General features: G+C 76.1%; 1 protein-coding gene. It reads right to left on the reverse strand.

All coding sequences use genetic code 11. The annotated features are described in order from the left end of the window. Positions 1–39 precede the first annotated feature (39 nt). Positions 40–15063, reverse strand: coding sequence for a type I polyketide synthase (locus OH807_RS00990; RefSeq protein ID WP_406192474.1), 15024 nt, complete (start codon positions 15061–15063; stop codon positions 40–42). Positions 15064–15079 lie beyond the last annotated feature (16 nt).

The raw sequence follows: 15079 nt of genomic DNA on the forward strand, positions 1-15079 counted from the left end.
ATCGGGGGCCGCCGTCCTGGTTAGCGTGTCGGGTCGGTGTCATGACAGGCCGAGCTCGTTGTCGATGAGGTCGAAGAGTTCGTCGTCGCTGGCGCCGTCCATGCGGTCCTCGATGGAGTCGGCCGCCGCGCCGTCCCCGCCGGCCGCGGTGGCCGCCGGGTCGAGGCGGCCCAGGAGTTCCCGGAGCCGGTCGGCGAGCCGTTCGCGGCTCGCCGGGTCGTCGAGGGAGCCTTCCAGGCGGTCCAGTTCGGCGAGGTCGGGGAGCGGTCCGGGCCCGGCGTCGGGGACCAGTTCGGCGGCGAGGTGCAGGGCGATCGCGGCCGGGGTGGGGTGGTCGAAGAGCAGGGTGGCCGGCAGGGGGTGGCCGGTGGCGGCGCGCAGCCGGTTGCGCAGTTCCACCGCGGTCAGCGAGTCGAAGCCGACCTCCAGCAGGCCGCGTCCGGGCTCGACCGCGGCCGGGCCGCTGTGGCCGAGCACCAGGGCGGCGTGGGAGCGGACCAGGTCGAGGAGGACCCGGCCGCGCTGGGTCTCGTTGAGGGAGCCGAGGCGCTGCTTCAGGGCTTCGGGCCCGTCGGGGCCGGTGCCGGCGGCGGGGCCCGCGGCGCCGCGCCGGGCGCCGGGGCGCACCAGGCCGCGCAGCAGGGCGGGGACGCCGCCGGTGGCGGCCTGGGCGCGGACGGCCTTGGTGTCGAGCCGCAGCGGGAGGAGGACCGGCTCGTCGAGGGTGCCGGCCGTGTCGAAGAGCGTCAGGCCCTGGGCCGGGTCGAAGGCGACGATCCCGCCCCGGGCGATCCGGCGCAGGTCGGCCTCGGTGAGCCCGCCGGTCATCCCGGTGCTGTTGGCCCACAGGCCCCAGGCGAGGGAGCGGCCGGGCAGCCCGTCGGCGCGGCGCCGGTGGGCCAGTGCGTCCAGGAAGGCGTTGGCGGCGGCGTAGTTGCCCTGGCCCATGCCGCCGAAGACGCCGGCGATGGACGAGAACAGGACGAACTCGGACAGGTCCGGGCCGGCGGTGAGTTCGTGCAGGTTGATCGCCGCGTCCACCTTGGGGCGCAGGACGAGGTCGAGTTGCTCGGGCGTCATGGTGGCGACGACGCCGTCGGCCAGGACGCCCGCGGCGTGCACCACCCCGGTCAGGGGGTGTGCGGGAGGCACGGCGGCCAGCAGTGCCGCGAGGGCGTCGCGGTCGGCGGCGTCGCAGGCGGTGATCTCGGCTTGCGCGCCCAGGGCGGCGAGTTCGGCGAGGAGTTCCGCCGCGCCGTCGGCGGCGGGGCCGCTGCGGCTGGTCAGCAGCAGGTGCCGGACGCCGTGTTCGGCGGCCAGGTGGCGGGCGACGTGGGCGCCGATGGCGCCGGTGCCGCCGGTGATCAGGACGGTTCCGTCGCCGCCCCAGCCGGGTGTGCGCCCGGTGGCGGCCAGCGGGACACGGGCCAGCCGGGCGACGTGGACGGCTCCGGCCCGGATCGCGAGCTGGGGTTCCCCGGACGCGAGGGCCTCGGCGAGTACGGCGGGCTTGGTCTCGTGGGTGTCCAGGTCCAGCAGGACGAAGCGGTCGGGGTTCTCGGTCTGCGCCGAGCGGACCATGCCCCAGAGCGCGGCCAGGGCCGGGGCCGGGACGTCGTCGCCGGTCACCGGGACCGCGCCCGCGGTGACCAGGACCAGCTTGGAGCCGGTCAGGCGCTCGTCGGCCAGCCAGGCGCGCAGCAGGGCGAGGACCGTGCCGAGGCCGTCGTGGACGGCGTCGCGCAGGGTGCCGGGCGGGGTCGGGACGGGCGGGCAGGGGGCCAGGACCAGCCGGGGCGGCGGGGCGCCCGCGTCGAGCAGTGCGGACAGCGCGGCGAGGTCGGTGACCGTACGGCCGGGGAGCGGCGCGGCGCCGGAGGGCAGGTGCGTCCCGGTGCCGAGCACGGTCCAGGACTCCGGGTCGGGGACGGTGTCCACCGCGGTCGCGGCGCGCTCCGGCAGGGCCTGCCACTCGGGGCGGAACAGTTCCTCGTGGTGTCCGGCGCGGGTGGCCTTGAAGCGGTCGGCCGAGACGGGCCGCAGGACGAGGGAGCGGGCCGAGACCACCGGCCGCCCGGTGGCGTCGGTCGCCCGTACGGCGACGGCGTCGCGGCCGGTGGGGGTCAGCCGCAGCCGGAGTTCGGTGGCGCCGGAGGCGTGCAGGCGCACCCCGTTCCAGGAGAACGGCAGCCAGCCCTGCGCGGGTCCCTCCAGTACGTCGAACACCAGCGCGTGCAGGGCGGCGTCGAGCAGGGCCGGGTGCAGGCCGAACGCGGCGGCGTCCGGCTGCTGCTCCTCCGGCAGGCTCGCGACGGCGTACACCTCGTCGCCGAGCCGCCAGGCGGCGCGCAGGCCCTGGAACGCGGGGCCGTAGGCGAATCCGCCTCCCGCGAACCGGTCGTACAGGCCTTCCGTGTCGAGGGGGACGGCTCCGGGCGGCGGCCAGGCCCCGGGGTCCGCCGGGTCCGCCGGTTCGGGGGCTGGGGCGGAGCCGAGCAGGCCGCTCGCGTGCCGGGTCCAGGGGGCGTCGGGGCCGTCGTCGGCGGCCCGGGCGTGGACGCTCAGCGGGCGGGTGCCGGAGGCGTCCGGGCTTCCGACGGTGAGCTGGAGGGTGACGGCTCCGCCCGCCGGGAGCACCAGCGGCGCCTCCAGGGTCAGTTCCTCGACCTGGTCGCAGCCGACCTGGTCGCCCGCGTGGACCGCGAGTTCCAGGAAGGCGGTGGCGGGGAACAGCACGCCCTCGTAGACGCCGTGGTCGGCCAGCCAGGGGTGGCTGCGGACCGAGAACCTGCTGGTGAACAGGAAGCCGTCGGAGTCCGCGAGTTCCGTTCCGGCGCCGAGCAGCGGGTGGTCGACCGTCAGCAGTCCGGCCGCGGGCAGGTCGGCCGTGGCCGGGCCGGCCGGCAGCCAGTAGCTGCCGCGCTGGAAGGCGTAGGTCGGCAGGTCGACGGTGGAGCGGGACGGGCCGCCGGAGTGGACGGCGTTCCAGTCCACGGGGAGGCCCGTGACGTGCAGCCGGGCCAGGGCGGCCGTCGCCGCGGGGGCTTCGGGCCGGTCCTTGCGCAGCAGGGGCACCAGCACGGGGCTGCCGGCGGCGCCGGTCAGGCAGTCCTGGCCCATGGCGGTGAGCGCGCCGTCCGGTCCGAGTTCGAGGAACGCGGTGACGCCGTCGCGCTCCAGGTGGCGTACGCCGTCCTGGAAGCGGACGGTGCCGCGCACGTGCTCCACCCAGTAGTCCGGTGAGCCGAGCTGCTCGGCGGTGGCCGGCTCGCCCGTCAGGTCGGAGATGACGGGGATGACGGCCTCCCCCGGGACGATCCGGGCCGCGACCTCGCGGAACTCGGCGAGCATGGGCTCCATGAGGGGCGAGTGGAAGGCGTGGGAGACCGGCAGCCGTCGGGTCTTGCGGCCGCGCGCGGCGAGCACGGCGGCGATCTCGTCCACCACCGCCGCGTCGCCGGAGATCACGGTCGAGGCCGGGCCGTTGACCGCGGCGAGGCCGACGTCGCTCCCGCGGCCCGCGAGCAGCGGCAGCACCTCCTCCTCCCCTGCGGCCAGGGCGACCATCGCGCCGCCCGCCGGGAGGGCCTGCATGAGCCGTCCCCGCGCGACCACCAGCGCCGCGGCGTCGGGCAGCGTGAACACCCCGGCGACGTGGGCGGCGGCCAGCTCGCCCACGGAGTGGCCGAGCAGCCGGTCGGGACGCACGCCCCAGTGCTCGACGAGGCGGAACAGTGCGACGCCGAGGGCGAACAGCGCGGGCTGGGTGTACTCGGTGCGGTCCAGCAGGCCGTGGCCGGGGTCGCCGGGGGCCGCGTCGATCACCTCCCGCAGCGGGCGGTCGAGCAGCGGGTCGAGTTCCGCGCAGACCGCGTCGAAGGCGTCGGCGAAGACCGGGAACCGCGCGTACAGTCCGGCGCCCATGCCGGTGCGCTGACTGCCCTGGCCGGCGAACAGGAAGGCGGTCTTCGCGGCCGGGCCGGTGACACCGCTCACCAGGTCCGCCGACGGCTCGCCCGCGGCGAGGGCGGCGAGCCCCCCGAGCAGGGCCTGCCGGTCCGTGCCGGTGAGGGCGGCCCGGTGCTCGAAGGCGCTGCGGTTCAGCGCCAGGGAGCGGCCCAGGTCGGCGACGGCGAGGGCCGGGGCCCGCTCCACGTGCCGGAGCAGCCGGGCGGCCTGCTCCCGCAGCGCGTCCGCGCCACGGGCGGAGAGCAGCCAGGGCAGGGCGGGCGTGTCCGGGGTGGTCGCCGCGGTCGGCGCGGGGACGGCGGCCGGAGCCGGTTCGGTGGGCTGTTCGAGGATGGTGTGGGCGTTGGTGCCGCTGACTCCGAACGAGGACACCGCGGCCCGCCGGGGGCGGCCGGTCTCCGGCCACGGGGTGTCGTCGGTGAGCAGCCGGACCGCGCCGGCCGACCAGTCGACGTGGGGTGTCGGCGTGTCGACGTGCAGGGTGCGCGGCAGCGTCCCGTGCTGCATGGCCTGCACCATCTTGATGATGCCGGCGACTCCGGCGGCGGCCTGGCTGTGTCCGATGTTCGACTTCAGCGACCCCAGCAACAGCGGCTGCTGCGCGCCGCGTTCCCGGCCGTACGTGGCCAGGAGTGCCTGGGCCTCGATCGGGTCGCCGAGCCGGGTACCGGTGCCGTGCGCCTCCACCGCGTCGACCTCGCCGGCGGTCAGCCCGGCGTCGGCGAGGGCCGCCCGGATGACGCGCTGCTGGGAGGGGCCGTTGGGGGCGGTCAGGCCGTTGCTGGCGCCGTCCTGGTTGACGGCGGAGCCGCGTACCAGGGCGAGCACCGGGTGGCCGTTGCGCCGGGCGTCCGAGAGGCGTTCCAGGACGAGCAGTCCGGCGCCCTCGGCCCAGGAGGTGCCGTCGGCGGCGGCGGCGAACGGTTTGCAGCGGCCGTCCTCGGCCAGCACGCGCTGCCGGCTGAACTCCACGAACGCGCCCGGTGTCGACATCACGGTCACCCCGCCGGCGAGCGCCAGCGAGCATTCGCCGGCCCGCAGCGACCGGGCCGCGAGGTGGACCGCGACCAGCGACGAGGAGCAGGCCGTGTCGATGGTCACCGCGGGCCCTTCGAGGCCGAGGCTGTAGGAGATCCGCCCGGACGCCACGCTGCCCGCGCTGCCGATGCCGAGGTAGCCCTCGAACTCCTCGGAGGGTTCGGTGACGCGCGACCCGTAGTCGTGGTGGCTGCAACCGACGAAGACGCCGCTCGCGCTGCCCTTGAGCGACAGCGGGTCGATGCCGGCCCGCTCGAACGCCTCCCAGGAGAGTTCGAGCAGCAGCCGCTGCTGCGGGTCGATGGTCAGCGCCTCACGCGGCGAGATCCCGAAGAAGGCCGGGTCGAAGCGGTCGGCGTCGTGGAGGAAGCCGCCCTCCCGCGCGTAGGTGCTGCCCACCCGGTCCGGGTCCGGGTCGTAGAGGCCGTCGAGGTCCCAGCCGCGTCCGGTGGGGAAGCCGGTGATCGCGTCCTGTCCGCCGGCGACGAGCTCCCACAACTCCTCGGGGGTGCTGACGCCGCCGGGGTAGCGGCAGCTCATGGCGACCACGGCGATCGCCTCGTCCTCGGGCACCGCGGCGGCCGCGGTCGACTGCCCGGGGGCGTCGGACGTCCCGGTGGCGGGCGCCCCGGGCAGTTCGGCGCGCAGGTGTCCGGTCAGGGCCGTGGCCGTGGGGTAGTCGAAGGCCAGGGTCACCGACAGGCGCAGGCCGGTGGCCGCGGCGAGCCGGTTGCGCAGTTCGACGGCGGTCAGCGAGTCGAAGCCGATTTCCTTGAACGCCTGGTCCGGTCCCACCGCCTCGGGCCCGGGGTGACCGAGCACGGCGGCGACCTCGGAGCGGACCAGGTCCAGCAGGGCCCGGTCCCGTTCCGCCGGGGGCAGTGCGGCCAGCCGCAGGGCCGGCGGCCCGGCGCCGTCGGCCGTGCCCCGGGACGCGTCCGCGGCGGCGAGCACGTCCCGTACCTCGGGCAGGTCCCCGAGGGCGGCGCTGGGCCGGAGCGCGGTGAACGCCCGGGTGAAGCGGTCCCAGGCGAAGTCGGCGACGAGGACCGCCGTGTCGTCGTGGCCGAGGACCTGGCGCAGCGCGGTCGTGGCCGTGGCGGGATCCATGGCGGGCAGGCCGTCGCGGATCAGCCGTTCGGCGACCGCTCCGGCGGCGAGGCTGTCGCCGCCCCACAGGCCCCAGGCGACCGAGGTGCCGGGCAGTCCGCGGTCGCGGCGCTGCCGGGCCAGGGCGTCGAGGTAGGCGTTGGCGGCGGCGTAGCTGCCCTGGCCGGTGCCGCCGAGCGTGCCGGCGAGCGAGGAGAACAGCACGAAGGCGGTCAGGTCGAGTTCACGGGTGAGTTCGTCGAGGTTGCGTGCGCCGTCGAGCTTGGGGCGCAGGACGCCGGCCGCGCGTTCCGGGGTGATCGAGTCGATCACCCCGTCGTCGAGGACGCCCGCGGTGTGCAGGACGGCGCGCAGCGGGCGCTCGGCCGGAATGCCGGCGAGCAGGTCCGCCAGTGCGTCGCGGTCGGCGACGTCGCAGGCCACCGCGGTGGCGGCGGCGCCGAGTCCGCGCAGTTCGGCCAGCAGGGCGTCGGCCCCCGGCGCGTGTACGCCGCGCCGGCTGGTGAGCAGCAGGTGCGCGGTGCCGGTGCGGGCGAGCCAGCGGGCGATCTGGGCGCCGAGGCCGCCGGTGCCGCCGGTGATCAGGACCGTGCCCTCGGGCGTCCAGTCGCGTACGGGCGCGGTGTCGCCGAGTGCGGCGTGGACGACCCTGCGGCCGTAGCGGCCGGTGGCGCGCACCGCCACCTGGTCCTCGCCGTCGGGGCCGGTCAGTGCTTCGGCGAGCCGGGTCGCGGCCCGGTCGTCGAGCTGTCGCGGCAGGTCGACCAGGCCGGCCCAGCGCTGCGGGTACTCGACACCGGCGACCCCGCCGAGGCCCCAGACCAGGGCCTGGAGGGCGCTGTCGATCCGGTCGGAGCGGCCGACCGACACCGCGCCCCGGGTGGCGCACCAGAGCGGGGCGTCGGTGCCGAGGTCGCCCAGGGCCTGGAGGAGCGCGACCGTCAGGGTGAGGCCGCGGGGAAGCGCCGAGCCGTCGCCGTGCGGTTCCTCGGCCAGGGCGAGCAGCGACAGGATTCCGGCGGGCGGCCCGTCGGGGTTGTCGTGGGCGTCGCGGAGCAGTGCGGCGAACCGGGCCCGGTCGGTCGCGTCGGGGCCCGCCTCGACCAGGACGGGTGTGGCGCCGTGTCCGCGCAGGGAGTCCACGGCGAACGCGACGGCCGGGTCCTCGGCGGCGCCGGCCGGGGCGACGACGAGCCAGCTGCCGGCGAGCCGGGGCCGCTCCGATGCCGGCAGGGGCTTCCAGGTGACCCGGTAGCGCCAGCTGTCGGCGGTCCGGTCGTCGGCCCGGCCGCGCGCCCACGCGGCGAGCGTGGGTGCCAGGGAGGCGAGGGAGGCCCTCAGCTCCCCGTCCTCGACCCGCAGGAGGGTGGCGAGGGTGTCCGGGTCTCCGTGGTCGACCGCCTCCCAGAAGCCGGAGTCGGCCGGGCCGGCGCCGGTCGTGGCGCCAGTGCCGGTCAGAGCGCCAGTGCCGGTCAGGGCGTCGGCGGGCCGGCCGGGGGTGGTGTCCAGCCAGTAGCGCTGCTGCTGGAAGGCGTAGGTGGGCAGGGGCTGCTTGCGCGCGCCGGTGCCGGCGAACACCGTGCCCCAGTCCACCGGCAGTCCGCGGACGTGGAGTTCGGTGAGCGCGGCGAGGAAGCGGCCGGGGCCGCCCTCGGTGCGCCGCAGGGTGCCGACGACGGCTCCGGCGCCGGCTCCGGCCGCTTCGACGGCCTGCTGGAGCCAGACGGTCAACGCGGGGTGGGTGCTGCACTCGACGAAGGTGTGGTGTCCGTCGGCGATGAGCGCGTCGACCGCCCGTCCGAACTCGACCGGCCGGCGCAGGTTCTCGTACCAGTACGCGGCGTCCAGGCCCAGGGTGTCCACGGGGCCGCCGCTGACCGTGGAGTAGAACGGGATGTCGGACGTCCGCGGCGCGGTGCCGCCGAGGAGGGTGAGCAGTTCCTCCCGGAGCTCCTCCACCTGGGGCGAGTGTCCGGCGAAGTCCACGCCAGGGACCGGCCAGGTCAGGACGCCCGCCTCGGAGTACTGCTCGCGCAGTCGTTCCAGTGCCGCCGGGTCGCCGGAGACCGTCACCGACGTCGGCCCGTTGACCGCGGCGACGTCGAGCAGCCCGTCGTGGGCGGACAGCGCTTCACGGACGGCCTCGACCGGCTGCGGCACGAACAGCATGCCGCCGCGTCCGGTCAGGGCCAGCAGGGCCCGGCTGCGCAGGGCGACGATCCGGGCCGCATCGTCCAGCGAGAGCGCGCCGGCCACGCAGGCGGCGGCGATCTCCCCCTGGGAGTGCCCGACCACGGCGTCCGGGACGATCCCGTGCGCCCGCCACAGCTCGGCCAGCGACACCATCACCGCCCACAGCACCGGCTGCACCACGTCCACCCGGTCCAGCGGGGGCGCGTCGGGCTCGTCCCGCAGGACGGCGAGCAGCGACCAGTCCAGGTGCGGGGCGAGGGCGCGTGCGCAGGCCGCGATCCGGTCGGCGAAGGCCGGGGCGTGGTCGAGCAGTTCCCGGGCCATGCCGGCCCACTGGGATCCCTGGCCGGGGAAGACGAAGACGGTCCGGGCCGACCGGGCGACGGCGCCTTCGACCAGGCCGGGTGCGCGGTCTCCCGCGGCCAGCGCGGCCAGGCCGCCCAGCAGGGCCGCGCGGTCGTCACCGACGACGGCCGCGCGGTGCTCGAAGGCGGTCCTGGTGGTGGCCAGGGAGTGGCCGACGTCGACGGACGACAGCTCCGGGTGCTCCGTCAGGTACGCGTGCAGCCGCTCCGCCTGGGCCTTCACCGCCTCGGCGGTCCGCCCGGACAGGACCCACGGGACGGCGGACGCCCCGGGTACGGGCTCGGGTGCGGGTACGGGTGCGGGCTCGGTCCCGGCGGGCGGCTGCTCGATGACGACGTGGGCGTTGGTGCCGCTCAGGCCGAACGAGGAGACGCCGGCCCGGCGCGGCCGGCCCGTCTCCGGCCAGGGGGCGGCCTCGGTCAGCAGGGCGACGGCGCCCGCCGTCCAGTCCACGTTCGGGGTCGGCCGGTCGACGTGCAGGGTCCGCGGCAGCTCGCCGTGCCCCATCGCCAGCACCATCTTGATGATGCCGCCGACTCCGGCAGCGGCCTGGGTGTGCCCGATGTTCGACTTCAGCGACCCGAGCCGCACCGGCCGGTCGGCCGGCCGGTCCTGGCCGTAGGTGGCCAGCAGCGCGTCGGCCTCGATCGGGTCGCCCAGCCGGGTGCCGGTGCCGTGCGCCTCGACGGCGTCCACGTCGGCGGCCGTCAGCCGGGCGTTCGCCAGCGCGTCGCGGATCACCCGCTGCTGGGCCAGGCCGCTGGGCGCGGTCAGCCCGTTGCTCGCGCCGTCCTGGTTGATCGCCGAGCCGCGCAGCACCGCGAGCACCGGGTGGCCGTTGCGGCGGGCGTCCGAGAGCCGTTCCAGGAGCAGCAGGCCCACGCCCTCGGCCATGCCGAAGCCGTCCGCCGAGGCGGCGAAGGATTTGCAGCGCCCGTCCTCGGCGAGCCCGCGCTGCCGGCTGAAGCCGGTGAACGACAGCGGGGTGCCCATCACCGTGACACCGCCCGCCAGGGCCAGCGCGCATTCGCCCGAACGCAGCGACTGCGCGGCGAGGTGGACCGCCACCAGGGACGAGGAGCAGGCCGTGTCCACGGTCACCGCGGGCCCCTGGAGGCCGAGTTGGTAGGCGACCCGCCCGGACAGGACGCTGGTGGAGATGCCCGCGACGATCAGGCCCTCCAGTTCCTCGGGGACGTCGTTCAGGGCGCCGCCGTAGCCCTGGTAGGAGGCGCCGGCGAAGACGCCGGTCGGGGTGCCGTGCAGGGACGCCGGGTCGATGCCGGCGCGCTCGATCGCCTCCCAGGAGGTTTCGAGCAGCAGTCGCTGCTGCGGGTCCATGGCCAGGGCCTCGCGCGGCGAGATCCCGAAGAACCCGGGGTCGAACCGGTCCGCGTCCGTGACGAATCCGCCCGCGGCGGCGTAGCTCCGGCCGGGCCGGTCGGGGTCCGGGTCGTACAGCGCGTCGAGGTCCCAGCCCCGGTCGGACGGCAGCCCGGAGACGGCGTCGCGCCCGTCGGCGACCAGGTGCCACAGGTCCTCGGGGGTGCGTACGCCGCCGGGGTAGCGGCAGCTCATGGAGACGATCACGACGGGGTCGTCGTCCGCGGCGGGTTCCGCCACCGGGAGCGGCCGGACCGTGGCGGGCTCCTCGGCGACGCCCAGCAGCCCGGTCTCCACGCGCCGGGCGAGGGCGGTCGCCGACGAGTAGTCGAAGACGACGGTGACCGGGAGCCGCAGGCCGGTGGCGGTGTTGAGCCGGTTGCGCATGTCCACGGCGGTCAGGGAGTCGAAGCCCAGGTCGCGGAAGGCGCGGCCGGGGGCGACCGCGTCCGGCGAGTCGTGGCCGAGGACGGCGGCCGCGTGGGTCCGGACCAGGTCGACCAGCACCCTGGTCCGCTCGGCCGCCGGGAGCGGCTCCAGCCGGTCGCGCAGCGCCGAGGGCGTTCCCCGGGCCGCGGTCCCGCCGGGCTCCGCCTCGGCGGCCAGCGCGGCGCACACCTCGGGGAGTTCCCCGATCAGCGGGCTGGGGCGGGCCGAGGTGAAGACCGTCGCGAAGCGCTCCCAGTCGATGTCGGCGACCACGACCACCGTCTCGTCGTGGTCCAGGACCTGCTGGAGCCCGGTGATCGCGACCGCGGGCGGCATGAAGAGCACGCCGTGGCCGCGCAGGGTCTCCTCCGCCAGGTCGGCCGCCATCCCGCCGGCCCCGCCCTCGGGGCTCCAGATGCCCCACACCACGGAGGTCGCGGCGAGGCCGCGGCTCCTGCGGTCCTCGGCGAGACCGTCGAGGTAGGCGTTGGCGGCGGCGTAGGCGCCGTGGACGGCGCTGCCCCACACCCCGGAGATGGAGGAGAACAGCACGAACGCGTCGAGCGTGTCCCGGTCGAAGAGCAGGTCCAGGTTCCTGGCCCCGCCGACCTTGGCGTGGAGGGTGTCGGCGAACTCGTCCGCGTCGGTCTCGGGCAGTGGCACCAGCAGCCCGGCCCCTGCGGCGTGGAAGACGGTGCTGATCCGGTGGCCGTCCTGTTCGAGGCCGTCCTTGAGCTCGCGCAGGGCCTCCAGGTCGGCGACGTCGCACGCGGTCAGGGTGACCCGGGTGCCGAGGGCGGCCAGTTCCTCGGAGAGCTCCGGCGCACCCGGCGCATCCGCGCCGCGCCGGCTGACCAGCACCAGGTGCCCGGCTCCCCGCCGGGCCAGCCAGCGCGCGATCTGCGCGCCGATCCCACCGGTGCCGCCGGTGATCAACACGGTGCCCCCGGGCCGCCAGCTGCGCAGCGGCGCGGTGTCGCCCAGGGCCGACCGGACCAGCCGCCGGCCGTGGCAGCCGGTGGCCCGTACGGCGACCTGGTCCTCGTGCCCGGCGCCGCCGGCCAGCACCCGGCACAGCTGCGGGGCGGTGTCCGCGTCCAGGACCTCCGGGAGGTCGATCAGACCGCCCCAGCGCTGCGGGAACTCCAGCGCGGCGACCCGGCCCAGACCCCAGAGCAGGTTCTGCGCGGCGCTGACCGCGCTCCCGGTGTCCGTGCCCCCCACCGACACCGCACCCCGGGTCGCCCACCACAGGGGCGCGTCGGTCCCGGCGTCCCCGAGGGCCTGCACCAGGGCCAGGTTGAGCGCGGCGCCCAGCGGGACGGAGGGGTGCGCCGAGTGCGGGCGCTCGTCGAGGCCCAGCAGCGACAGCACTCCCGTCACCGGGCCGGGGAGCGCGTCGAGGGACGCGCGAACCCGGTCTGCCAGCACGGCACGGTCGGCCTCCGCCTCGGCGATCCGTAGGTGGACCACCGAAGCCCCGGCCTGCTCCATGACCCGGACGGTCGTCTCCGGTCGGCTCACCCCGTCCTCGGGCCGGCCGTCCGACGACAGCACGAGCCAGTTGCCGTCCAGTGCGACCGGCGGGCCGTCGGGCAGGGCTCGCCAGGTCACGCGGTAGCGCCAGGAGTCGACCACCGAACGCTCGGTACGCTCGGTGCGCCAGGTGGCGAGCGCGGGGAGCACCACGTTCAGCGGGTCGTCGGGCGTCACCCCCAGCGTCGTGGTGAACCGGTCCAGGTCGCCGCCGCCCAGGGCCTCCCAGAAGTCGTCGCCGTCCGAGGACGTTCCGGACGGACCGCCCGCCGCGGGGCCGGTGTCCGCCAGCCAGTACGGGCGACGCTGGAAGGGGTAGGTGGGCAGCGAGATGCCGTCCGGACGGTGTCCGGCGAACACCTGGTCCCAGTCGGGCGACAGGCCGCCCGCGTGGGCCTCTCCCAGGGACGTCAGGAAGCGGTCGAGGCCGCCCTCGCCGCGCCGCAGCGTGCCCACGACCACGGCGGGGCCCTGCGCGGAGCCGGCGGTGTCGGCCGCGTCGGCGGTCTGCTGGACGCCGAAGGTGAGCACGGGGTGCGCGCTGGACTCGACGAAGAACCGGAAACCCTCCGCCAGCAACGCCACCGTCGCCTGCTCGAACTCGACGGTCTGCCGGAGGTTGCGGTACCAGTACTCCGCGTCCAGAGCCTCCGTGTCCAGCCAGCCACCCGTCACCGTCGAGAAGAACGGCACCGAACCCGCGACAGGGGTGATGCCGTTCAGGTCGGAGAGCAGGCGCTCGCGGATCTCCTCCACGTGCGCGGAGTGCGACGCGTAGTCGACCTCGATCGGACGCGCCCGCACCCCCTCCCCCACCAGGGCCTCGACCAGCTCCCCCACCGCGTCCGCGTCACCCGACACCACCGTCGACGACGGACCGTTCACCGCCGCCACCGACAACCGCCCCACCCACGAAGCGATCCGCTCCCGCACCACCTCCACCGGCAGAGGAACCGACGCCATGCCGCCACGGCCCGCCAGCACCGCCACCGCACGCGAACGCAACGCGACCACCCGGGCACCGTCGTCGAGACTCAGCCCGCCCGCCACCACAGCCGCGGCGATCTCACCCTGGGAGTGACCGACCACCGCGTCCGGAACGACGCCGAACGAACGCCACACCTCCGCCAGCGACACCATCACCGCCCACAGCACCGGCTGCACCACATCGACCCGCGCCAACAACCGCTCCGAACCCAGCGCCTCCGCCAACGACCAGTCGACATAGGGCGCCAGCGCACGCTCGCACTCGCCCATCCGCTCCGCGAACACCACCGACCCGGCCAGCAACTCCGCGGCCATCCCCACCCACTGCGAACCCTGACCCGGGAACACCAACACCGAACGACCCGAGGACACACCGTCGCCCTGGACCAGCCCCGGCACCGAGCGGCCCTCCGCCAGCGCCTTCACGCCGTCGAGCAGCCCGTCCGGGTCGGCGCCCACCACCACGGCGCGCCGTTCGAAGGCGGTCCGCGTGAGAGCGAGGGCCCGGCCGGTGTCGGCGGCCCGCAAGGGTGCGGGGTCGGCGCTCAGGTGTGCCAGCAGCCGGGCCGCCTGGTCGCGCAGCGCCGCGTCGGTGCGCCCCGACAGCGCCCAGGGCAGCGGGTACGCGTCGCCGCCGGCCGCGGTGTCGGCCACCGGTTCGGCTTCCTCCGGCGGGGCCTGTTCCAGGATCAGGTGGGCGTTGGTGCCGCTGACGCCGAAGGCGGACACGCCCGCCCGGCGCGGGCGTCCCGTGTCGTCCCAGGCGCGGGCCTCGGAGAGGACTTCCACGGCTCCCGACGACCAGTCCACCATGGGCGTCGGCCGGTCCGCGTGCAGGGTCCTGGGCAGTTCGCCGTGCTCGAACGCCAGCACCATCTTGATGACGCCGCCCACTCCGGCCGCCGCCGAGGTGTGGCCGACGTTCGACTTCAACGAGCCCAGCCACAAGGGCCGTCCGGCGGGCCGCCCCTGGCCGTAGGTGGCCAGCAGGGCCTGCGCCTCGATCGGGTCGCCGAGGGTGGTGCCGGTGCCGTGCGCCTCCACCACGTCCACCTCGGACGCCGACAACCCCGCGTCCGCGAGCGCCGCCCGGATCACCCGCTGCTGCGACGGACCGCTCGGCGCCGTCAGACCATTGCTCGCACCGTCCTGGTTCGTGGCCGAACCCCGGACGACCGCCAGCACCGGGTGCCCGTTGCGCCGCGCGTCCGACAAGCGCTCCAGCAGCAGGACGCCGGCGCCCTCGGACCAGCCGGTTCCGTCCGCGTCGGCCCCGAACGCCTTGCAGCGGCCGTCGGCCGACAGCGCGCGCTGGCGGCTGAACGCCACGAACGCGTCGGGGGTCGCCATCACCGACACCCCGCCGGCCAGGGCCAGCGTGCAGTCGCCGGCCCGCAGCGCCCGGATCGCCAGATGCAGGGCGACCAGGGAGGAGGAGCAGGCCGTGTCCACGGTCACCGCGGGCCCTTCGAGGCCCAGGGTGTAGGAGATCCGGCCGGAGACCACGCTGCTCGCGGTCCCGGTGTCCAGCAGGCCCTGGACCTCGGGGAGGTGGCGCGAACCCGCGCCGTAGCCGTTGCCGATCGCCCCGAGGAAGACACCCGTGCCGGTGCGCCGCAGCGTGCGGGGGTCGATCGCGGCCCGCTCGACCGCCTCCCAGGCGGTCTCCAGTGCCAGCCGCTGCTGGGGGTCCATGGCCAGGGCCTCGCGCGGCGAGATGCCGAAGAACTCCGCGTCGAACTCGGCGGCGTCGTGCAGGAAGCCGCCGTGCCGGGTGTAGGAGGTACCGGGCCGCTCGGGGTCCGGGTCGTAGAGGCCCTCCAGGTCCCAGCCGCGGTTGACCGGCCAGGCGGAGACCGCGTCGGTGCCCCGGGAGACCAGGTCCCACAGCAGTTCCGGCGTGTCGACGCCGCCGGGATAGCGGCAGGCCATGGAGACGATGGCGATCGGTTCGTGGCGGGCCTGCTCGGCCTCGCGCAGCTGCCTCCGGGCGTCACCGAGGTCCGCGGTGGCGCGCCTGAGGTATTCGAGCAGCTTCTTGTCGTCGGACATCAGTGCCAGCTCTCTC

It is taken from the genome of Kitasatospora sp. NBC_01560, from assembly GCF_045208415.1.
In the GTDB taxonomy this organism is placed as follows: domain Bacteria; phylum Actinomycetota; class Actinomycetes; order Streptomycetales; family Streptomycetaceae; genus Kitasatospora.